Here is a 21,595-nt window from a genome sequence, read left to right as displayed (position 1 = left end):
CATGGCTCACCAGTGGCGTGGCGTGATCGAGGAATACCGCGACCGGCTCCCGGTCTCGACGGACACTCCGGTGGTCACGCTCGGCGAGGGCGGTACGCCGCTGGTGGCCGCGCAGTGGCTGAGCGAGCAGACCGGGTGCGAGGTCTGGCTGAAGATCGAGGGCAACAACCCGACCGGCTCCTTCAAGGACCGCGGGATGACGGTCGCGATCTCGCTGGCCGCGCAGGCCGGGGACAAGGCCGTGGTCTGCGCCTCGACCGGGAACACCTCGGCCTCGGCCGCGGCGTACGCGTCCCGGGCCGGGATGCTGCCGCTGGTGCTGATCCCGGCCGGCCGGATCGCCAAGGGCAAACTCGCGCAGGCGATCCTGCACGGCGCCAAGCTGGTCTCGATCGACGGCAACTTCGACGACTGCCTGCGGATCGTCCGCGAGCTCGGCAAGAACTACCCGGTCGCGCTGGTGAACTCGGTGAACCCGGTCCGCCTCGAGGGCCAGAAGACCGCGGCGTTCGAGGTCTGCGACGCGCTCGGCGACGCCCCCGACCTGCACCTGCTGCCGGTCGGCAACGCGGGCAACCTGCCGGCGTACTGGAAGGGCTACGTCGAGTACGCCAAGGACAAGCTGGCCACCAGGACGCCGCAAATGTGGGGTTTCCAGGCCGAGGGCGCGGCGCCGATCGTGCGCGGCTCGATCGTCGAGCGGCCGGATACCGTCGCGACCGCGATCCGGGTCGGCAACCCGGCGTCCTGGACGCTGGCCGAAGCCGCGCGGGACGAGTCCGGCGGGCGGATCGAGATGGTCGCCGATGCCCAGATCCTCGACGCGCAGCGGGAGCTGGCGGCCAAGGAGGGCGTGTTCGTCGAGCCGGCGTCGGCGGCCGGGGTCGCCGGCCTGCTGCACGCGAAGGCGCAGGGCCGGCTGCCGGGCGGCTCGACCGTCGTCATCACGGTCACCGGCCACGGCCTGAAGGACATCGACACCGCGCTCGACCACGCCAAGGTGGACAAGTCGCCGGTGACCCCTGCCGATACCGACGCCGTCGCCCGCGTCGCAGGTCTGGTCTGACGGCGTGGGGGACGAGCGCCGCCCGTGTGACCAGGTTCGCGTCCGCGTCCCCGCGACGAGCGCGAACCTCGGGCCCGGTTTCGACGCCTTCGGGCTCGCGCTGGAGCTGTACGACGAGCTGGTCGTCACCCCGGGCGGCTCCGGGGTGACCGTCCAGGTCACGGGTTGCGGGGCCGGCGACGTACCGCTCGACGAGTCGCATCTGGTCGTCCGGTCGATCCGGGCCGGGCTGGCGGCGCTCGGCGTACCGGTGCCTGGTTTCACGTTGCGCTGTGAGAACCGGATTCCGCACGGCCGTGGGCTCGGGTCGTCGTCGGCGGCGATCGTCGGCGGGCTCGCCGCGGCGTACGGGCTGGCCGGTGAGCCGCTCGATCGGGAGCGGCTGCTCCTGCTGGCCAACGAGATCGAAGGTCATCCGGACAACGTGGCCGCCGCGGTGTACGGCGGTTTCACGATCGCCTGGGTGGACGGCGACGCGGGGCGCGCCGTCCGGCTGGAGCCGGCGGACGGCGTCGGCGCGGTGGCCTACGTGCCGGCCAATCGCGTGCTGACGAAGGAGGCTCGGGGTTTGCTGCCGAGCGTCGTACCGCATGCGGACGCCGCGGCGAACGCCGGCAAGGCCGGGTTGCTGGTGGCCGCGCTGACGCAGCGGCCCGAGCTGCTGCTGACCGCGACCGAAGACCGGTTGCACCAGGAGTTCCGGGAGCCCGCGATGCCCGAGAGCTTGGCCTTGGTGCACAAGCTTCGGGGCAGCGGGCTGGCCGCGATCGTCAGCGGCGCGGGGCCGACCGTCGTCGTACTCGGAGGTAGCCCGTGCCCGCCCGCGCCGGACGGCTGGGAGCGGCACGAGCTGCGGATCGATCCAGTCGGCGTACAGGTCTGGTCGATGGAGGCCGGGTGAGGCGGGGAACAAGCCGGAGCTGACACGCGTTGAACCCCCTGAGTCGCTCTGACGACCCGCTGAGGTGCTAGTCTCGACTCACCCGATCCCCTCCAGGTGATCGGTGAACTCTCGTCACGATCCGGGCTGTGCTCCCGGCACCCTGTGTTGTGTGGCGACCCCCCAAGTGAACGTGATCTTGCGCCGCCTGCGCCGGGGATGTCCGGGGGGACTCAGATCGAGCGAGAGCCTGTGAACCCACGTGCCGTTTCGTTCGGCCGTGGCGATGAAACTGTCGATGGTGCTGTCCGCATCTCGACGATCCGTGTGGGAAGGACCTCACGTGACAGAAACTGTTGAAGCCGCCGGTTCCGACGCTGCCGCATCGCCGGCGCGTCGCCGCAAGGCCGGTGGCGGCCTCGAGGGCATGCTGCTCCCCGAGCTCAAGCAGCTCGCCGGGACGCTCGGCATCAAGGGCACCGGCGCACTGCGCAAGGGCCAGCTGATCGAGGCGATCAAGGCCGCTCAGACGGGCGGCGCCGCGGGTGGTTCCACCGGCGGTTCCCGGGCGAAGGCGACCCAGCCGACGCTCGACGAGAGCGTGGCGGCCCCGGCGGCGAAGACCGCTCCGGTCAAGCGCGAGGGGGGTAGCCGGCGGACGCGTGCCGCAGCCGCGGCCGAGGCGCCGAAGACCGAGACTCCGGCGGAGGCTCCGAAGCTCGAGAGCGCGCCGGTCGCCGAGGCACCGGCCGTTCAGGTCGCCGCGCAGAACGGTACGGCCGTCGAGAGCCGCGGTGAGCAGCCCGCGGACCGCGGTGAGCGGGAGAGCCGCGACCGCAACTCCGGCCGCGATCGGGAGCGCAACCGCGACCGGAACCGGGACAACTCCGGCCGGGACGGCAACCGCGACAACCAGTCCCGCGGTGACCAGGCCCGCGGCGAGCAGGCCCGGGACAACTCCGGTCGGGACCAGCAGGGCCGGGACGGCGGTCGCGACGGCCGGGACAACTCGGGCCGCGACCAGAACCGTGACCAGGGCCGTGACCAGGGTCGGGACAACCGGCAGGACCAGACCGGCGAGGAGGGCGAGGGCCGTCGCCGCCGCCGCCGGGGCCGCGACCGGGACCGGGATCGCACCCGTGAGGGCCAGCCGGCGACCGGCGGCCGCGAGCGTGACCGCGACCGCGAGTCCGGCCGTAACCGGGGCCGCGGCGAGCGGTTCGACGCCGAGCCGACGATCAGCGAGGACGACGTCCTCGTCCCCGCGGCCGGCATCCTCGACGTCCTCGACAACTACGCCTTCGTCCGGACCAGCGGCTACCTGCCCGGCCCGAACGACGTGTACGTCGCGCTCTCGATGGTCAAGCGCTACGGCCTGCGCAAGGGTGACGCGATCACCGGCGCGGTGAAGCAGCCGCAGGAGGGTGAGCGCAAGGAGAAGTTCAACCCGCTGGTCCGGATCGACACCGTCAACGGGTCGGACCCGGAGATCGCCAAACAGCGGCAGGACTTCAACAAGCTGACCCCGCTGTACGCGACCGAGCGGCTCCGGCTGGAGACCGAGCCGGGCGTGCTGACCACCCGGATCGTCGACATCGTCAGCCCGATCGGCAAGGGCCAGCGCGGTCTGATCGTCTCGCCGCCGAAGGCCGGTAAGACGATGGTGCTGCAGGCGCTGGCGAACGCCATCACCACGAACAACCCCGAAGTGCACCTGATGGTCGTGCTGGTCGACGAGCGGCCCGAAGAGGTCACCGACATGCAGCGCACGGTCAAGGGCGAGGTCATCGCCTCGACGTTCGACCGGCCGGCCGACGACCACACCACGGTCGCCGAGCTCGCCATCGAGCGGGCCAAGCGGCTGGTCGAGCTCGGCCACGACGTCGTCGTCCTGCTCGACTCGATCACCCGGCTCGGCCGCGCGTACAACATCGCGGCCCCGGCCAGCGGCCGGATCCTGTCCGGCGGCGTCGACTCCTCGGCGCTCTACCCGCCGAAGCGGTTCTTCGGCGCGGCCCGCAACATCGAGGACGGCGGCTCGCTGACCATCCTGGCCACCGCGCTGATCGAGACCGGCTCGAAGATGGACGAGGTGATCTTCGAGGAGTTCAAGGGCACCGGCAACATGGAGCTCCGGCTGCGCCGCGAGTTCGCCGACCGGCGGATCTTCCCGGCCATCGACGTCGTCGCCTCCGGCACCCGCCGCGAGGAGCTGCTGATGTCGAAGGACGAGACCCAGGTCGTCTGGAAGCTGCGCCGGGTGCTGTCGGCCCTCGACGGCCAGGCCGCCCTGGAGCTGCTGATCGGCAAGCTCAAGGAGAGCAAGTCGAATATCGAGTTCCTGCTCCAGGTCAACAAGACCACGCCGTCGACCAGCACCGCCCACAGCACCACCAACGGCGACTGAAGTACCCCTGATTACCGGTTTGCCGCCAACGGGTGGCAAACTGGTATGTCGGTTCCGGTTCACGTTCACACCCGTGGACGACCCGGGGCACCTGATTCCTAGGAGATTGTCTTGAAGAGCGACATCCACCCGACGTACGTGAACACGAAGGTGACCTGCTCCTGCGGCGCGTCCTTCGAGACGCGGTCCACGGCGGAGAGCGGCGCGATCCACTCCGACGTGTGCTCGCAGTGCCACCCGTTCTACACCGGTAAGCAGAAGATCCTCGACACCGGCGGCCGGGTCGCTCGCTTCGAGAAGCGCTACGCGGCCAAGAAGTAGCTTTTCCACCGCGCGCCGGTTCGCCCTCACGGGTGGACCGGCGCGCGGTTCGTATGTCCAGGGAGTTCCCGAGAGGAGGAGTGCACAATGTTCGAGGCGGTTGAGACGCTCAAGGCGGAGTACGCCGAGCTGGAGCGGCAGATGTCCGACCCGGAGCTGCACTCCGACCAGGCGAACGCCCGGCGGGTCGGCAAGCGGTACGCCGCGCTGGCGCCGGTGGTGCGGACCTACGACGAGTGGCTGCAGACCGGGGACGACATCGAGGCGGCCCGGGAGCTCGCGGCGGAGGATCCGGCGTTCGCCGAGGAGGCGACCAAGCTGACCGCGCGCCGGGAGGAGCTGAGCGAGAAGCTGCAGGTCCTGCTGGTGCCGCGCGATCCGAGTGACGACAAGGACGCCATCCTCGAGATCAAGGCCGGTGAAGGCGGCGACGAGTCGGCGCTGTTCGCGGGTGATCTGCTGAAGATGTACCTGAAGTACGCCGAGTCGCAGAACTGGAAGACCGAGGTGCTCGACTCGGCGGAGTCCGATCTGGGCGGGTACAAGTCGATCACGGTCGCCGTGAAGGCGAAGGGCACGCCGGAGCCGGGTGAGGCGCCGTACGCGAAGTTGAAGTTCGAGGGCGGTGTGCACCGCGTGCAGCGGGTGCCGGTGACCGAGTCGCAGGGCCGGATCCACACGTCGGCGGCCGGGGTGCTGGTGTTACCCGAGGCTGAGGACGTGGATGTCGAGATCGACCTGAACGACCTGCGGATCGATGTGTTCCGTTCGTCCGGTCCGGGTGGTCAGAGCGTCAACACGACCGACTCCGCCGTCCGCATCACGCACCTGCCGACGGGCATCGTCGTCTCGATGCAGAACGAGAAGTCGCAGCTGCAGAACCGGGAGCAGGCTATGCGCGTCCTGCGGGCGCGCCTGCTGGCCGCTGCACAGGAGGCGGCTGACCAGGAGGCGTCTGACGCCCGCCGCTCGCAGATCCGCACGGTCGACCGCTCCGAGCGCGTCCGCACCTACAACTTCCCCGAGAACCGCTTCTCCGACCACCGCGTCGGCTACAAGGCCCACAACCTCGACCAGGTCCTCGGCGGCGACCTGGCCCCCGTCATCCAGGCCCTCACCGAAGCCGACCTGGCCGCCCGCCTAGAGGCCGTAGAAGCCCAGTGAGGGACGACGAGCGCCGCCCCCTCGCTCCGCTCGGGGGCGGGGAAGAGGGGCGGAGCAACGCCCCCGGTGGGGGAGAGATCGCCGGCGGGGGAGAAACTGCCGCTGGGCGAGAGCGTTCGGCCGGGGTCGAGCGCGGCTCCGGCGGTGGGCGAGAGCGTTCTGCCGGGGATGAGCGCGGCTCCGCCGCTGGTGTGCGGGCGCTGGTTGCTGCCGCCGCCGAGCGGCTGCGAGGCGCCGGCGTCGCATCGCCGGACTTCGATGCGGCTGAGCTGCTCGCGTTTGTGACCGGCAGCAGCCGCATGTACCTGAGCGAGCCGACTGGCGAGCAGCAGCGGCGGTACGACGAGTTGGTTGGTCGGCGGGCTGGGCGGGAGCCTTTGCAGCATCTGACCGGGACGGCGGCGTTCAGGTATCGGGAGCTGGTGGTGGGGCCGGGGGTGTTTGTGCCGCGGCCGGAGACCGAGGTGATGGTCGGGTGGGTGCTGGAGCGGATTGCGGGGGTGACGGCGCCGCTGGTGGTGGATCTGTGTTCTGGGTCGGGGGCTATTGCGGGGGCGGTGGCTACGGAGCGGCCGGATGCGGTGGTGCATGCGGTGGAGCTGTCGCCGGAGGCTTGTGTGTGGGCTCGGCGGAATTTGGCCGGGACGGGCGCGACCCTGCATGAGGGCGACATCGACGGGTGCCTGCCGGAGTTCGACGGCCAGGTGGACGCGGTGATCAGCAACCCGCCGTACATCCCGCTGACGGCCTGGGAGTCCGTGACGGCCGAGGTGCGCGACCATGACCCGGCCCTCGCGCTCTGGTCGGGGGACGACGGGCTGGACGAGATCAAGGTGGTCGCGGCGACCGCGGGCCGGCTGCTCAAACCCGGTGGCTGGTTCGCGTGTGAGCACGCGGATGTGCAGGGGGAGTCGGCGCCGGCCGTCTTCGCCGCGACCGGTCTGTACGCCGAGGTCCGCGACCAGCTCGACCTCGCCGGCCGGCACCGGTTCGCGACCGGCCGCCGGATCTGACCCCTGTATTCAGGGTCGAAAGCCTCGCCCCTGACCTGGTGCATACCGCAGGATGGCGCGGTATGTGATCGGTTCGTCGCCCACCGTCAGCACCCGGCTGCCGGTCGAGCCGGTCGCGGGTGAGGAGCGCACGAGTCATGTCCGTCCTGTCCAAACTGGGGGTGCTGGCCGCGACGGTCGCGCTGGCGACGCCTGTGCTGACCGCACCGGCTGAGGCCGCCCCGCCGAATCCGCAACCGAAGACCGAGGCTGAGCTCTGTGCGGGCCTACAGCGGGTAGCACTAGCCGGAATAGACCAGTGCACCCGTGGGCCCGAGGTGATCCCGTACGCCGATCTGAGCGCGAAAGCCCAGCCGCTGCCGAAGAGCGTTGCCGAAGCGACCATGGCCGCCAACGCGATCGTCTGTGACGGCAATGGCACCAGCGGCAAGCGAGTGCAGGTCCTGTACGCACGGGAGTCACAGCAGGCCAGCCGCTTGCAGCACTACCTGCCCTCCTTCCGTGCCTGGGCGCACGAGATCGACGCCGCTTTCAACGACAGCGCGTTCCAGACCGGCGGCAGCCGACACGTCCGCTACGTGACCGACGCGGTCTCCGGTGGCTGCCAGGTGAACGTCCGTGAGGTCGTCGTACCGACCGGCCAGCTCGACAACTGGGACAAGATGGTGACCGCCCTGCAGAGCCAGGGCTACCGCGACAACACCCGCAAGTACCTGGTGTTCGCCGACGTCCAGAAGGTGTGCGGCGTCGCCACTCTGTACGGCGACGATCGTCCCGGCCTGGACAACGCGAACAACACCAACACCGGCTACGCGCGTGTCGACGCCTCCAAGGGCTGCTGGGGCTTCAATGCGGCCGCCCACGAGCTCGGCCATACCCTGGGCGCCGTCCAGTCGTCTGCGCCGAACTACAACGGTCACTGCACGGACGAGTGGGACCTGATGTGCTACGGCTCGGACACCCGCGTCGTATGTGCCGACAAGGACAACGACCGGCTGCTCGACTGCAACAAGGACGACTACTTCAACACCAACCCGCCGGCTGGCAGCTACCTCGCAACGCACTGGAACCTGGCCAACAGCGACTGGCTGATCAAGAGCGCCACTCCGGACCCGCGGCCCGGCCCACGGCACGGACAGGTCTACGAGTTCGTCAACCCGGCTACCGGTGAGGCCATCGACGTAGCCAACGGTTCGGTCGACAACCTGGCCGACCTGAGCCACCGGCCGCGCAGCGGCGCGAAGAGCCAGCAGTGGCGCTTTTTGTACGAGACGGGCTGGCAGTTGCAGAACGTCAACAGCGGCAAGTGTGCAGACAGCGCCTACAGCGGCACGGCTCCCGGCACGAAGGTGCTGCAGTACACCTGCAACAGCCAGGACGGCATGCGCTGGACGCTGCACCCGCTTGGCGGCGACCTGTACGGCATCGTCAACACCCTCAGCGGTCTCGGCATCACGGACGGCGGTCCGCACCCGGCTGCACTCGTCCAGCAGCCGTTCACCGGCGCCGCGACCCAGCAGTTCCAGCTGCGCCCGGTCACCGTGGCCAACGGCATCTACCGAATCCGCTCCGAGCTCGGCAAGGACCTGGACGTCGTCAACTGCCAGAGCCAGAACGGCGCCGACGTCCGCATGTGGGACCGCGTCGCAGGTAGCCCCTGCCAGCGCTGGCAGTTCACCGCGCTGGACGGCAACCTGTTCAAAGTCATCGACGGCAACACCGGCAAGGCCCTCGAGGTAGCCGGCTGTGTCACCACCAACGCCCAACCGGTGCAGCTCTGGGACTACCTGGGCACCGGATGCCAGCAGTGGCGCATCAACGCGCTCTCCAACGGTGCCTACCAGCTACTGGGCGCCGCCAGCGGCAAGTCCCTCGACGTAGCCGGCTGCAACCCGGCAGCAGGCGCCGACGTGATCATCTGGCCCTTCCACGGCGGCGCCTGCCAGCGCTGGTACTTCGATCCGGTCTAGGAGTTCGCAGCGACGTACGCGTCGATTTCTGCCGTCAGGGTGTTCTTCAGCGCGTCATCGGCGAAGGACACCCGGACGGCGGTCTTCGCCAGCTCGCCGGCGCCGGCGGCGTCGAGCTTGAGCAGTTCGGCGGCGACGGCGTACTCGTTGTTCAGGTCGGTGCCGAACATGGGCGGGTCGTCGGAGTTGATGGTGACGACCAGACCGGCGTCGACCATCGCGGGCAGCGGGTGGACGTCGTACGACGCGACTGCCTGCGTAGCCAAGTTGGAGGTGGGGCTGACCTCGAGCGGGATGCGGTGCTCGCCGAGGTAGTCGACCAGAGCCGGGTCCTGCATGGCGGAGATGCCGTGGCCGATCCGCTCGGCGCGCAGGACGCGCAGCGCGTCCCAGATGGTCTCCGGGCCGGTGGTCTCGCCGGCGTGCGGGACGCTGTGCAGGCCTTCGGCGATCGCCGCGTCGAAGAACGGCTTGAACTGCGGCCGCGGGACGCCGATCTCCGGCCCGCCGAGGCCGAACCCGACCAGACCCTCGGGCCGGATCTTCGTGGCGATCCGCAGTGTCTCCTCGGCCGCGGGCAGGCCGGACTCGCCGGGGATGTCGAAGATCCAGCGCAGCGTGATGCCGAGCTCCTTCTCGGCCGCCGTCCGGGCGTCCTCGATCGCCTCGCAGAACGCCTCGGCCGCCATCCCGCGCAGCACCGAGGTGTACGGCGTCACGGTCAGCTCGGCGTACCGCAGGTTCTGCGGCCCGGCCATCTCGCGGGCGATCTCGTAGGTGAGCAGGCGGACGTCGTCCGGTGTCCGGACCAGGTCCACGACGGTCAGATAGATCTCGATGAACTTCGCGAAATCGGTGAACTGGAAGTACGCCGCCAGCGCGGCCGGGTCGGCCGGCACCGGCGAGCCCGGGTGCCGGGCGGCCAGCTCGGCGACGATCCGCGGCGAGGCGGACCCGACGTGGTGGACGTGCAACTCGGCTTTCGGCAGTCCGGCGAGGAACTCACGCGTCACGGTCATGGCCGGGATCCTAGGGAGTCGGCGGCCGGAGTGGGAGGAAAGCTGACAATTCGCTGTCAGTTTGAGGCTGAGTGGAGCCCGATTGACGCGAAGGGCCGCGTGAGTGGCACGATTCGGTGCGTGAGTGAGCGCTTCGACTTCACCGGTGACGAACTGGCCCCCGCGTACCGCGCGGCCGTGGACGCGATCGAGGCCGGTGACCTGGTCGTCCTGCCGACCGACACGGTCTACGGCATCGCCGCGGACGCCTTCAAGGCGGACGCCGTGCAGCGGTTGCTGGATGCCAAGGGGCGCGGCCGGGACATGCCGCCGCCGGTGCTGATCTCGGTCGTCGAGTCGCTGGACGCGCTGGCCACCGACGTCCCCGAAGCCGGCCGCAAACTGTGTGAGAAGTTCTGGCCGGGGCCGCTGACGGTGATCTGCCACGCGCAGGGCTCGCTGATGTGGGACCTGGGGGAGACCCTGGGCACGGTCGCGCTGCGGGTGCCCGACCACGAGAACACCCGGGAGCTGCTGTCGCGCACCGGCCCGCTCGCGGTCAGCTCCGCGAACAAGAGCGGCAGAACCGCCGCCCTGGATGTGTACGACGCCGAGGAGCAACTCGGCGACTCGGTCGCCGTCTACCTCGACGGCGACGCGGTCACCGGCGGCGAGACGTCGACGATCGTCGACATCACCACCGACACGCCCCGCGTCGTCCGCCTCGGAGCCATCACCCTGGCCCAGCTCCGCGAGGTCGTCCCCGAGGTCGCCGCCGACGACGAGAAACCGGCCGAGGAGAAACCGGCCGATGAGAAGCCGGCCGACGAGAAGCCAACCGAAGCCGTCGCCGAAGCGTCCAAAGAAGAGCCGCCCAAAGCTGACGAGAAGCCGACCGATCCTGATGTGAGGCCTGCGGACCAAGGCCATGACTCCTAACCCCGCGCCTACTGCGCTGTACTCGGCACGGCACCTCGCCGCACGGGTACGAAGGGCACGATGCTCCGCATCGAACCCTCCGCCCCCGCACACCGATGCACCGCACCGAGCACATGCTCGCTACGGCGCGGAGTCAGGAGACATGGCCTAGTGCGCGAGTACCTGCTGGTCCTGTTCGTGGCGATGGCCACGACCTTCCTGCTGACCGGCGTGGCCCGGAAAGTCGCTCTTCGGTACGGCGCCGTGGCGCGGGTCCGGGCCCGGGACGTGCACAAGGTGCCGATCCCGTACTTCGGCGGGGTGTCCATCCTCGGCGGGCTGATCGCCGCGTTCGCGGTCGCCTCCAGCCTGCCGTTCCTCGGCGACAGCCTGCAGGTCGCGCACGACGGCCGGGCGATCCTGATCGGCGGCGCGGTGATCTGCGCGGTCGGCGTGATCGACGACCTGTACGAGCTGGACGCGATCACCAAGCTGGCCGGGGAGGTGCTCGCGGTCGGCGTGATGGTTGTCCAGGGCATCCAGTTGTACTGGTTGCCGCTGCCCGGCGGCGTGGTCTCGCCGTCCGCGGCGCTGCTCGCCGTGCTCACCGCGGGCATCCTGCTGGTCTCCTGCAACGCGGTGAACTTCGTCGACGGGCTCGACGGCCTGGCCGCCGGCGTCACCGCGATCGGCGCGCTCGCGTTCTTCACCTACTCGTACCTGCTGAACGTCGAGCAGGACCTCGACCGGGCGACGACGTCCACCCTGATCACGGTCGCGCTGGCCGGCGCCTGCCTCGGCTTCCTGCCGCACAACTTCTTCCCCGCAAGGGTTTTCATGGGGGACTCCGGCGCCTTGCTGATCGGTCTGATGCTGGCCGCGTCGACGATCAGCCTGACCGGCCAGATGGACCCGAACGCCGTCCCGTACGAGGTCGGCGGTTCGAGCCTGCTGCCCGCGCTGCTCCCGCTGGTGCTGCCGATCGCCGTCCTCGCGATCCCCGCGCTCGACCTGACGCTGGCCTACATCCGCCGGACCAAGGCCGGCCAGTCGCCGTTCGCTGCCGACAAACTGCACCTGCACCACCGGCTCATGCAGCGCGGGCACTCGCACCGCCGGGCCGTGCTGCTGATGTACCTGTGGACGATCCTGATCGCCTTCGGTGTCGTGGTCCTCGGCCTGGTCCTGACCTGGTGGACGGCGCTGATCGTGCTGGCCATCGCCGTCGCCGCGGTCCTGCTCACCACCGGCTCGCCGCGCGGTCTTCGGAAACCGCTCGCCAAGGTCTGATCCGGTCCGTCCGGGGACCAGACCACTGGGTCGTGTGGCCTACCGATAGTGTGTGCCTGTACAGCGGCAGGGGCCTCGTTTTGCTGACCACGCAGACTTTGTGCTAGTTTTCACAAGCACCAGCAAACAACAGCGATACCCCTGACCCCGCCCAACCCGACGACCTGGCCGCGAGACCTGGTCGCCAGCAGGACGGAACCACCAGATGGCTCCCTCGGCCCACAGCCCGGACGTCGCCGGCCAAGCTACCAAGCACCCGGCGCTCGCGATGCTGCGCGGCGCGCTGATCGCCGCCGTGGTCGTTGGTGTCAACGCGATCGCGATCTCCGCGATCGCCGTCGGGACGCCGGGCCTGCTCGGCGCGCTGCTCGGATTGCTGATGGTGATCGTCTTCTCCGGCGCCGGCCTGTTCGCGATGCACCTGTCCCGTAAGGCCGATCCGACCATGCAGCTGGCGGTCGCGATGGCGTCGTACACCGGCCGGATCGCGATCTTCGGCGGTCTGCTCGCGCTCGCGCTGAGCTCGGACAGCCTGGAGCGGCACGTGAATCTGACCGTGCTGGGGATCGTCGCGCTGGTCGTGATCATGGGCTGGATGGCCGGCGAGATCTGGTCCTGGTCCCGGCTGCGGGTGCCGATCTACGACCTCGACAACGAGGTCAACCGATGACCACGTCCAGTAACGGTTTTCGGGCTGTGACGGAGGTCGCCGGTACCGATGTGACCCGGCGTGTCGCGGGCTGGTACCTTTCGGGTGCCAATGAGCGAGCACAAGGATCCGAAGCCGACACCGGACACCTCCGGCGACGGCTGGCGGGTCCTGTCCTACTTGATCGGCGGTGTCCTGGTCTACGGGGGCATCGGGTTCGGGCTGGATCGCTTGTTCGGCACCCAGTTCCTGGTCGTGATCGGCATCGTGCTCGGTGCCGGGCTGACCATCTTGTTGTTGAACTTCCGGTACGGGTCGAAATCCTGATCCCTGCCGGGTCTGACGTTGTTGACCGCCATGCCCTGAGCCGCCCTGCCCTTTGCCACAAGGCGTCCGACTTGAGCACGACGCGAGAGGAGACCCGGTGATTGCCGGCGTTCCGACCGAATTCACCCCGCCCGGTCCCGGGAGCTTCGAGACCCCGCCGATCATCCACGGCGTGGAATGGTTCACCAAGCCTGTGCTGGTGGCCGCGCTGAGCGTTGTCGTGATCATCTGGTTCTTCTGGGGCGCGTCCCGTAAGGCCGCCGTGGTCCCGAGCAAACTGCAGTTCGCCGGCGAGCTGGGCTACAACTTCGTCCGCAACTCGATCGCGCGCGACGCGATCGGCAGCAAGGACTACATGAAGTACGTGCCCTATCTGACCGGGCTGTTCTTCTTCATCCTGCTGAACAACGTCGCGGCGACGATCCCGCTGATCCAGTTCCCGACCTTCAGCCACATCGGCTGGGCGTACGTGGCCGCGATCATGAGCTGGGTCATCTACAACGCGGTCGGCATCAAGAAGAAGGGCCTGTTCGGCTACTTCAAGCACCAGACGATGCCCGCCGGCGTGCCGGCCTGGCTGATGCCGCTGATGATCCCGATCGAGTTCATCTCGAACATCATCGTGCGGCCGGTCTCGCTGAGCCTGCGGCTGTTCGCGAACATGTTCGCCGGTCACATCCTGCTGCTGGTGTTCGTCCTCGGCGGCGAGTACATGGTCTTCGAGTCCGGCAGCATCGCCCTCGGCGGCGTCGGCATCCTGACCTTCCTGATGGGTATCGCGATCGCCGGGCTGGAGCTGTTCGTCCAGTGCATCCAGGCCTACATCTTCGTCGTGCTCACCGCGCAGTACATCGGCAGCGCCATCGCCGACGAGCACTGATCAGCACCACCCCACAGACCCGTAGTAAACGGAAACCCGGATAGCCCCTATCCGTACTGAAAGGAAACACCGGAACCATGGTTACTCAGCTGGCCCTCGAACTGGGCGGCAACATCGCGGTCCTCGGTTACGGCCTTGCGGCCATCGGCCCCGGCGTCGGCGTCGGTCTGATCTTCGCCGCTGTCATCAACGGCACCGCGCGGCAGCCGGAGGCCCAGGCCAAGCTCCAGTCCATCGCCTGGATCGGCTTCGGTGTCACCGAGGTTCTGGCGATCATCGGTATCGCTCTGGCGTTCGTCTTCCGCGCCAGCGGCAACTGATCCACTCCTCTGACTGACAGGACCTAGACATGACGACGTTGGTGCTACCGCTGGCCGGAGCGGGCGAGGAAGTCAACCCGCTGCTGCCCCACACCGCGGAGATCATCTTCGGTTTCGTCTTCCTGATCCTGCTGGCCATCGCCTTCGCCAAGGTTGTCGTTCCGAAGTTCGAGAAGGCGTACGCCGATCGGACCGCGGCGATCGAAGGCGGGATGAACGAGGCCAAGCAGGCCCAGGCCGAGGCGAAGGCGGCTTTGGAGAAGTACAACGCGCAGCTGGCCGAGGCCCGCTCGGAGGCTGCGAAGATCCGTGAGGACGCGCGTGAGCAGGGTGCGCAGATCATCGCGCAGATGCGGGAGCAGGCGAACGCCGAAGCCGAGCGGATCGTCACGCACGCCCGCACGCAGATCGACGCCGAGCGGTCGCAGGCGGTCGCCGCCCTGCGTAGCGAGGTCGGCACGATGGCGACCACGCTGGCCGGTCGCATCGTCGGGGAGTCGCTGGAGGACGAGGCCCGGCAGCGCCGGACCGTCGAGCGCTTCCTGGCCGACCTCGAGGCGTCGGAGTCGGCCCGCGCGGCCGTCGGAACGGACGGCTGATGCGCGGCGCATCGAACGAGTCACTCGCCCGGGCCCAGGAGGCCCTGGCGAGTGCCGCCGTCACCGAGGGGCTGGGCGCCGAGCTGTTCGCGGTCGCCCGGCTGCTGGACGGAACGGGCTCGCTCCGGCGGGCGCTGACCGATCCGGCCCGCTCGCGGGACCAGCGCGGCGCGCTCGTCCAGCAGCTGTTCGGCGGCAAGATCTCCGCCCAGGCGCAGGAGATCCTGACCGTCGCCGTGGCCGGCCGCTGGGTCAGCGGCCGCGATCTCGGCAACGCGCTGGACCAGCTGGGCGTCGAGGCCGAGGTGGCCTACGCCGACGGCCGGCGCAAGCTGGACGACGTCGAGGACGAGCTGTTCCGGCTGGAGCGGATCGTCGCGTCCGAGCGTGGTCTGAGCGACAAGCTCAGCGACCGCAACATCCCGGTCGCCGCTCGTCAGGAGCTGCTGGCCGGTCTGCTGCGCGGTAAGGCCGACGCCGTCACGGTGCGGCTGGCCGAGCGGGCGGTCGACGGCCGGGGCCGCGGTTTCGCGGCGTCCCTGCGTTCGTACCAGGTCGCGGCAGCCGCCCGGCGCAGCGCGAGTATCGCCACCGTCCGGGTCGCCACCGACCTGTCCGAGGCCGACCGCACGCGGCTGTCCGCGGCGCTGGCCCGGCAGTACGGCCGGGAGATCCAGCTGAACGTGATCGTCGACCCCAAGGTCGTCGGCGGCGTCCGGGTGGACATCGGTGACGAAGTGATCGACGGAACCATCGCGGCCAGGCTCGACGAGGCGCAGCGGCGCATCGCGGGCTGAACCCCCTTAACGACACAACAGCGGCGCTAAGGGCGGGCAAGCCACTTAGAGCCACAACAGGCCAGCAAGGGTCAAGGAAGCAGGAAACGCACAATGGCTGAGCTCACGATCAGGCCGGAGGAGATCCGGGACGCCCTGGATCGGTTCGTCACCGACTACCAGCCGGCCGAAGCGGCCCGCGAAGAGGTCGGCACCGTTATCGACGCCGGTGACGGTATCGCGCACGTCGAGGGTCTGCCCTCGGCGATGACCAACGAGCTGCTCGAGTTCGAGGACGGCACCCAGGGCATCGCGCTGAACCTCGATGTCCGCGACATCGGTGTCGTCGTGCTCGGTGAGTTCGGCGGGATCGAGGAGGGCCAGCAGGTCCGCCGGACCGGCTCGGTCCTGTCGGTCCCGGTCGGCGAGGGCTACCTGGGTCGCGTCGTCGACCCGCTGGGCAAGCCGATCGACGGCCTCGGCGAGATCACCGGGATCGAGGGCACCCGTGCGCTCGAGCTCCAGGCGGCCGGCGTCATGGACCGCCAGGAGGTCCGCGAGCCGCTGCAGACCGGTATCAAGGCGATCGACGGCATGATCCCGGTCGGCCGCGGTCAGCGCCAGCTGATCATCGGCGACCGCAAGACCGGTAAGACGGCGATCGCGGTCGACACGATCATCAACCAGAAGGCCAACTGGGAGTCCGGCGACCCGAAGAAGCAGGTTCGCTGCATCTACGTCGCGATCGGCCAGAAGGGCTCGACGATCGCCGCCGTCCGCGGCGCGCTCGAAGAGGCCGGCGCGATGGAGTACACCACCATCGTCGCCTCCCCGGCGTCCGACGCGGCCGGCTTCAAGTACGTCGCGCCGTACACCGGCTCGGCCATCGGCCAGCACTGGATGTACCAGGGCAAGCACGTCCTGATCGTCTTCGACGACCTGACCAAGCAGGCCGAGGCCTACCGCTCGATGTCGCTGCTGCTGCGCCGCCCGCCGGGTCGTGAGGCCTACCCGGGTGACGTCTTCTACCTGCACAGCCGCCTGCTCGAGCGTTGCGCGAAGCTGAGCGACGAGCTCGGCGCCGGCTCGATGACGGGGCTGCCGGTCATCGAGACCAAGGCCAACGACGTCTCGGCCTTCATCCCGACCAACGTCATCTCGATCACCGACGGCCAGATCTTCCTGCAGTCGGACCTGTTCAACGCCAACATCCGCCCCGCGATCGACGTCGGTATCTCGGTGTCCCGGGTCGGCGGCGCCGCGCAGGTCAAGGCGATGAAGAAGGTCTCCGGCTCGCTGAAGCTCGACCTCGCGCAGTTCCGCGCGATGGAGGCCTTCGCGATGTTCGCCTCCGACCTGGACGCCACGTCGCGCCGGCAGCTGGACCGCGGTCAGCGACTGGTCGAGCTGCTGCGTCAGCCGCAGTACTCGCCGTACGCCGTCGAGGACCAGGTCGTCTCGATCTGGGCCGGCACCACCGGCAAGTTCGACGACGTCCCGGTGAACGACGTGCTGCGCTTCGAGCGTGAGTTCCTGGACTACCTGCGCCGCGACAGCAAGGTGCTCGACGGTATCCGGGAGTCCAACCTGTTCGAGGACGACGCCCAGCAGGCCGTGACGGACGCGCTGGCGACGTTCAAGTCGACCTTCCAGACCTCCGACGGGCAGCTGCTCGTGGGCCGCGAAGAGGCCGAGGCGCTGGACGAGGGCGATGTCGAGCAGGAGCAGATCGTCCGGCAGAAGCGGGGCTGATCGTCCATGCCAGCGACCCAACGCGAGCTGAAGGATCGGCGGAACTCCGTTTCGACGATCAAGAAGCTCACGCGCGCGATGGAGCTGATCGCGGCGTCCCGGATCGTCAAGGCGCAGCAACGCGCCCAGGCGGCCGGGCCGTACGCGCGGGAGCTCACCCGCGCCGTGTCCGCGGTGGCGACGTTCTCGAACGTCGACCACCCGCTGACCACCGAGAAGCCGAACCCGAAGCGTGCCGCGGTGCTGTTGATCACCTCGGACCGCGGCCAGGCCGGCGCCTACTCGTCCTCGGTCATCCGTGAGGGGGAGCGGCTGAACCAGCTGCTCCGCGAGGACGAGAAAGAGATCGTTCCGTACCTGACCGGCCGCAAGGGCATCGCCTACTACACCTTCCGGCAGCGCGAGATCGCGCAGTCGTGGAGCGGCGAGTCCGACGCGCCGACGTTCGCCCGCGCCCGCGAGGTCGCGGACGCGCTGATCGAGGCCTTCCTGACCCCGACCGAGGAGGGCGGCGTGGACGAGATCCACATCGTCTTCACCCGGTTCGTGTCGATGCTGACGCAGAAGCCGGACGTCATCCGGTTGCTGCCGTTGGAGGTCGTCGAGGGCGAGGAGGCCCCGGCCGCGGACGACGTCCTGCCGCTGTACGAGTTCGAGCCGTCCGCCGAGGACGTCCTCGACGGGCTGCTGCCGAAGTACGTCGCGAGCCGGATCCACTTCTGCATGCTGCAGGCGGCGGCCTCCGAGCTGGCCAGCCGGCAGCGGGCGATGAAGTCCGCGACGGACAACGCGCAAGATCTGATCGAACGACTGACCCGCGAGTACAACCAGGTGCGGCAGTCGGCCATTACCCAGGAAATCAGCGAGATCGTCGGTGGCGCCAACGCGCTGGCTGACGCCAACGCCGGGAGCGAGTGAGAGAGATGACTGCCACGGTTACCGAGAAAGACAACAGCGGCGCGGCGAACGCCGTTGGTCGCGTTGCCCGGGTCATCGGCCCGGTCGTCGACATCGAGTTCCCCGCGGACGCGATGCCCGATATCTACAACGCGCTCGAGGTGGACATCACCTTGGCCGACGTCACCGCCACGATCACCCTCGAGGTCGCGCTGCACGTCGGCGACAACATCGTCCGGGCGATCTCGATGAAGCCCACCGACGGCCTGGTCCGCGGCGCCGAGGTGCGGAACACCGGCGCGGCGATCTCCGTCCCGGTCGGCGACGTCACCAAGGGCCGCGTGTGGTCCGTGACCGGCAAGTGCCTGAACCAGGACGAGTCCGAGTTCGAGATCACCGAGCGCTGGCCGATCCACCGCAAGGCGCCGGCCTTCGACCAGCTCGAGTCCAAGACCGAGATGCTCGAGACCGGGATCAAGGTCCTCGACCTGCTCACCCCGTACGTCCAGGGCGGCAAGATCGGCCTGTTCGGCGGTGCGGGTGTCGGCAAGACCGTCATGATCCAGGAGATGATCTACCGGATCGCCCACAACTTCGGTGGCACCTCGGTGTTCGCCGGCGTCGGTGAGCGGACCCGTGAGGGCAACGACCTGATCGGTGAGATGGAGGACGCGGGCGTCTTCAAGGACACCGCGCTCGTCTTCGGCCAGATGGACGAGCCGCCGGGCACCCGGCTGCGCGTCGCCCTGTCGGCGCTCACGATGGCGGAGTACTTCCGCGACGTGAAGGAGCAGGACGTACTGCTCTTCATCGACAACATCTTCCGGTTCACCCAGGCCGGTTCCGAGGTCTCCACGCTGCTCGGCCGGATGCCGTCGGCCGTTGGTTACCAGCCGAACCTGGCCGACGAGATGGGTGTGCTGCAGGAGCGGATCACCTCGACGCGCGGTCACTCGATCACCTCGATGCAGGCGATCTACGTACCCGCCGACGACTACACCGACCCGGCGCCGGCGACGACGTTCGCCCACCTGGACGCGACCACCGAGCTCTCGCGTGACATCGCGTCGCGTGGTCTGTACCCGGCCGTCGACCCGCTGACCTCCACGTCGCGGATCCTCGACCCGCAGTACATCGGCCAGGAGCACTACGACGTCGCCGTCCGCGTGAAGCAGATCCTGCAGAAGAACAAGGAACTGCAGGACATCATCGCGATCCTCGGTGTCGACGAGCTCTCCGAAGAGGACAAGATCACCGTCGCCCGCGCGCGCCGGATCGAGCAGTTCCTCTCGCAGAACACCTACATGGCGGAGAAGTTCACCAACACGCCGGGTTCGACGGTTCCGCTCAAGGACACCATCGAGTCGTTCAAGAAGATCACCGAGGGCGAGTGCGACCACATCGCCGAGCAGGCCTTCTTCAACGTCGGTTCGCTCGACGACGTCGAGCGGCGTTGGGCCGAGCTCCAGAAGGAGCTGTAAATGGCCGACGAGTCCGGTAAGCACCTCGAGGTCGCGCTGGTCGCGGCCGAGCGGGTGGTCTGGGAGGGGCAGGCGACGATCGTCATCGCCCGCACCACCGACGGCGACGTCGGTATCCTCCCCGGCCACGCGCCGCTGCTGGGCCTGCTCCAGGGCGGCACCGTCCAGGTGCGGACCGTCGACGGGGACTTCCTCGTCGCCGCCGCGCCGGACGGGTTCATCTCGGTGGCGAACGACCGGGTCTCGATCCTGGCCGAGAACGCCGAGATGGGTCACGACATCGACCTCGAAGAGGCCCGTCGTGAGCTCGAGCTGGCGCTCAAGACGGGGACGGCGAGCGAGGCCGACGCGGACGAGGTCCGCCTGGCCGAGGCGCGCGTCCGGGCTGCCGAAACAGCTTCCTGAAACGCCGTGGGTGGGGTGGGGCCGATCCTGGTTCCACCCCACCTGCCATAATCGAACAACGTCACTGACAGCACGGTTCTCCGGCGGTGCCGGACGGTTGGCACCGGAAATGGGGTCGCAAGGTATGAGGACAGTCCTCGATGTCGTCGGGGTCTGTCTGGCTGCCGCCGTACTGCTGATCATCGCTTTCGCGTGCCGTCGTCGCTGGTTGTCCAGGGACGGCGGCACGTTCGATTGCAGCCTGCAACTGGCCGAGAAGGACCACGGCCGCGGCTGGGCCCTCGGCCTGGCCCGCTACGTCGGCGACGACCTGCAGTGGTTCCGCGTCTTCAGCCTCGCCTGGTGGCCCAAGCTGACCGTCAACCGCCGCCAGCTCGAAGGCATCACCACCCGCCGCCCGATGGGTAACGAACCCCTCGTCACCTACGCCGGCCACGTCATAGTCGACGCCCAGCTCCGCGACAAAACCGTCCACTTCGCCATGACCGAAGAAGCCCTCACCGGCGTCCTGGCCTGGATGGAATCCGCACCCCCGAGCACCCAGACGTACCTCTAGCCGCCACACCCCCGACCCGAATTCGGGAGGCGGCGGCGCGCGGTCTTGGGGAGGATGGGGGCATGCTCTTGGTGCCTGGGGATCCGTTGGACCCGCGTCGGGTCGATCCGCATTTTGCTGCGCAGGCGGCGGCGGCGCGGGAGCTGGGGGTGCCGGTGGGGCGGATCGATCATGATGCGCTGACGGTTGGGGGTGTGCCGGCGGCGGCGGATGCCGTGTATCGCGGGTGGATGATGTCGGCGGCGGAGTACGCCGGGGTTGCGGCGGCGCTGGGGGAGCGTGGGGTGTCGTTGCGGACGGGGGCCGACAGCTATCGGACGGCGCACGAGTTGCCGGGCTGGTACGACGGGTTGCGGTCGGTGACGCCGGAGTCGGCGTGGACCGTTGGCGATGACGTCGGCAAGTTGGTGGCGGCCGCGCGGGAGTTGTCGGGGGCCGCTGTGCTGCGGGACTACGTTAAGTCGATGAAGCATTACTGGGGTGAGGCGGCGTACATTCCGGACGTCGCGGACGCGGCTGGGGTCGAGCGGGTCGCGCGGCGCTTCCTGGAGCTGCGCGGGGATTCGTTCGCGGGCGGGTTCGTCCTGCGGCGGTTCGAGGAGTTCACCGGGGCCGAGGCCCGGACGTGGTGGGTCGGCGGCCGGTGCGTGCTGGTGACGCCGCATCCGGACACCCCGGACGAGCTGCCCGAAGGCCTCGATCTGATCGAGGTCGAGCCGCTGGTGGCCGACTTGGCGTTGCCGTTCGTGACGGTGGATCTGGTGCGTCGGGCGGACGGCGCCTGGCGCGTGGTCGAGCTGGGCGACGGGCAGGTCAGCGACTGGCCGGCGTCGCGCGACCCGGCCGAGCTGATCAGGGCGTTGTTCGCCGAAAACCAGTAGGGGACGGCGTACTGGGCGTGTGATCATGCCGGGCATGTACGCGTT

Annotated in this window: 22 protein-coding genes; 21 read left to right on the top strand and 1 reads right to left on the bottom strand. The window is 69.1% G+C overall.

Annotated elements, in window-relative coordinates; genetic code table 11:
- Position 1: 1 nt before the first annotated feature.
- From thrC to HPO96_RS27480, 7 genes are all read left to right on the top strand, one after another.
- Positions 2 to 1,066 (top strand): threonine synthase, encoded by a 1,065-nt coding sequence (gene thrC, locus HPO96_RS27510; RefSeq protein WP_171677235.1) that lies wholly within the window; start codon positions 2 to 4, stop codon positions 1,064 to 1,066.
- Between the two features lie 4 nt (positions 1,067 to 1,070).
- Complete coding sequence (gene thrB / locus HPO96_RS27505; protein ID WP_171677234.1) at positions 1,071 to 1,967, top strand: homoserine kinase; 897 nt, start codon at positions 1,071 to 1,073, stop codon at positions 1,965 to 1,967.
- Between the two features lie 322 nt (positions 1,968 to 2,289).
- Positions 2,290 to 4,353 carry a transcription termination factor Rho gene (gene rho / locus HPO96_RS27500; protein WP_337796834.1) on the top strand — a complete coding sequence of 688 codons (2,064 nt, stop codon included), beginning with the start codon at positions 2,290 to 2,292 and terminating at the stop codon, positions 4,351 to 4,353.
- Positions 4,354 to 4,464: 111 nt separating this feature from the next.
- Positions 4,465 to 4,674 (top strand): 50S ribosomal protein L31, encoded by a 210-nt coding sequence (gene rpmE, locus HPO96_RS27495; RefSeq protein ID WP_171677233.1) that lies wholly within the window; start codon positions 4,465 to 4,467, stop codon positions 4,672 to 4,674.
- An 87-nt stretch (positions 4,675 to 4,761) separates the two neighbouring features.
- Positions 4,762 to 5,838: a peptide chain release factor 1 gene (gene prfA / locus HPO96_RS27490; protein ID WP_171677232.1), complete on the top strand. Its 1,077-nt coding sequence runs from the start codon at positions 4,762 to 4,764 to the stop codon at positions 5,836 to 5,838.
- 191 nt (positions 5,839 to 6,029) lie between these two features.
- Entirely contained in the window at positions 6,030 to 6,851 is an 822-nt protein-coding gene (gene prmC, locus HPO96_RS27485; protein ID WP_171677336.1) for a peptide chain release factor N(5)-glutamine methyltransferase, read from the top strand.
- A gap of 137 nt (positions 6,852 to 6,988) precedes the next feature.
- Positions 6,989 to 8,821 (top strand): RICIN domain-containing protein, encoded by a 1,833-nt coding sequence (locus HPO96_RS27480; RefSeq protein WP_171677231.1) that lies wholly within the window; start codon positions 6,989 to 6,991, stop codon positions 8,819 to 8,821.
- Here HPO96_RS27480 and HPO96_RS27475 read toward each other — a convergent pair.
- Entirely contained in the window at positions 8,818 to 9,840 is a 1,023-nt protein-coding gene (locus tag HPO96_RS27475) for an adenosine deaminase (RefSeq protein ID WP_171677230.1), read from the bottom strand. The two genes, HPO96_RS27480 and HPO96_RS27475, sit on opposite strands and share 4 nt — an antisense overlap.
- 120 nt (positions 9,841 to 9,960) lie before the next feature.
- On the opposite strand from HPO96_RS27475, the gene HPO96_RS27470 reads away from it, so the two are divergent.
- The 14 genes from HPO96_RS27470 (at position 9,961) to HPO96_RS27405 (ending at position 21,550) form a co-directional block, all read left to right on the top strand.
- Positions 9,961 to 10,758, top strand: coding sequence for an L-threonylcarbamoyladenylate synthase (locus HPO96_RS27470; protein ID WP_337796833.1), 798 nt, complete (start codon positions 9,961 to 9,963; stop codon positions 10,756 to 10,758).
- A 150-nt stretch (positions 10,759 to 10,908) separates the two neighbouring features.
- Positions 10,909 to 12,027, top strand: coding sequence for an undecaprenyl/decaprenyl-phosphate alpha-N-acetylglucosaminyl 1-phosphate transferase (locus tag HPO96_RS27465; RefSeq protein ID WP_171677229.1), 1,119 nt, complete (start codon positions 10,909 to 10,911; stop codon positions 12,025 to 12,027).
- Positions 12,028 to 12,232: 205 nt separating this feature from the next.
- Positions 12,233 to 12,697 (top strand): Cg1360 family ATP-synthase-associated protein, encoded by a 465-nt coding sequence (locus tag HPO96_RS27460; RefSeq protein WP_171677228.1) that lies wholly within the window; start codon positions 12,233 to 12,235, stop codon positions 12,695 to 12,697.
- Positions 12,698 to 12,787: 90 nt separating this feature from the next.
- Positions 12,788 to 13,003, top strand: coding sequence for an AtpZ/AtpI family protein (locus HPO96_RS27455; protein ID WP_171677227.1), 216 nt, complete (start codon positions 12,788 to 12,790; stop codon positions 13,001 to 13,003).
- 97 nt (positions 13,004 to 13,100) lie between these two features.
- Entirely contained in the window at positions 13,101 to 13,883 is a 783-nt protein-coding gene (gene atpB, locus HPO96_RS27450; RefSeq protein ID WP_171677226.1) for a F0F1 ATP synthase subunit A, read from the top strand.
- A 77-nt stretch (positions 13,884 to 13,960) separates the two neighbouring features.
- Positions 13,961 to 14,203 carry an ATP synthase F0 subunit C gene (gene atpE / locus HPO96_RS27445; RefSeq protein WP_171677225.1) on the top strand — a complete coding sequence of 81 codons (243 nt, stop codon included), beginning with the start codon at positions 13,961 to 13,963 and terminating at the stop codon, positions 14,201 to 14,203.
- Between the two features lie 29 nt (positions 14,204 to 14,232).
- On the top strand, positions 14,233 to 14,802 hold the full coding sequence (locus tag HPO96_RS27440) for a F0F1 ATP synthase subunit B (protein WP_171677224.1): 570 nt from the start codon (positions 14,233 to 14,235) through the stop codon (positions 14,800 to 14,802).
- The gene (locus HPO96_RS27435) at positions 14,802 to 15,599 is read left to right on the top strand and encodes a F0F1 ATP synthase subunit delta (protein ID WP_171677223.1); all 798 of its coding nucleotides are present in this window, start codon (positions 14,802 to 14,804) and stop codon (positions 15,597 to 15,599) included. Before HPO96_RS27440 ends, HPO96_RS27435 begins: the two co-directional genes overlap by 1 nt.
- Positions 15,600 to 15,692: 93 nt before the next feature.
- The gene (gene atpA / locus HPO96_RS27430) at positions 15,693 to 17,330 is read left to right on the top strand and encodes a F0F1 ATP synthase subunit alpha (RefSeq protein ID WP_171677222.1); all 1,638 of its coding nucleotides are present in this window, start codon (positions 15,693 to 15,695) and stop codon (positions 17,328 to 17,330) included.
- A 6-nt stretch (positions 17,331 to 17,336) separates the two neighbouring features.
- On the top strand, positions 17,337 to 18,248 hold the full coding sequence (locus tag HPO96_RS27425) for a F0F1 ATP synthase subunit gamma (protein WP_171677221.1): 912 nt from the start codon (positions 17,337 to 17,339) through the stop codon (positions 18,246 to 18,248).
- Between the two features lie 5 nt (positions 18,249 to 18,253).
- Positions 18,254 to 19,708: a F0F1 ATP synthase subunit beta gene (gene atpD, locus HPO96_RS27420; protein ID WP_171677220.1), complete on the top strand. Its 1,455-nt coding sequence runs from the start codon at positions 18,254 to 18,256 to the stop codon at positions 19,706 to 19,708.
- Positions 19,709 to 20,113, top strand: a complete 405-nt coding sequence (locus HPO96_RS27415; RefSeq protein ID WP_171677219.1) for a F0F1 ATP synthase subunit epsilon — start codon at positions 19,709 to 19,711, stop codon at positions 20,111 to 20,113.
- A gap of 124 nt (positions 20,114 to 20,237) precedes the next feature.
- On the top strand, positions 20,238 to 20,669 hold the full coding sequence (locus tag HPO96_RS27410; RefSeq protein ID WP_171677218.1) for a DUF2550 domain-containing protein: 432 nt from the start codon (positions 20,238 to 20,240) through the stop codon (positions 20,667 to 20,669).
- Positions 20,670 to 20,731: 62 nt separating this feature from the next.
- Positions 20,732 to 21,550, top strand: a complete 819-nt coding sequence (locus HPO96_RS27405; protein WP_171677217.1) for an ATP-grasp domain-containing protein — start codon at positions 20,732 to 20,734, stop codon at positions 21,548 to 21,550.
- Positions 21,551 to 21,595: the final 45 nt, after the last annotated feature.

The organism is Kribbella sandramycini (assembly GCF_013131805.1).
In the GTDB taxonomy this organism is placed as follows: Bacteria; Actinomycetota; Actinomycetes; order Propionibacteriales; family Kribbellaceae; genus Kribbella; species Kribbella sandramycini.
Note: the sequence above shows the minus strand (reverse complement) of the source record. Positions and strands in the feature narration are given on the sequence as shown.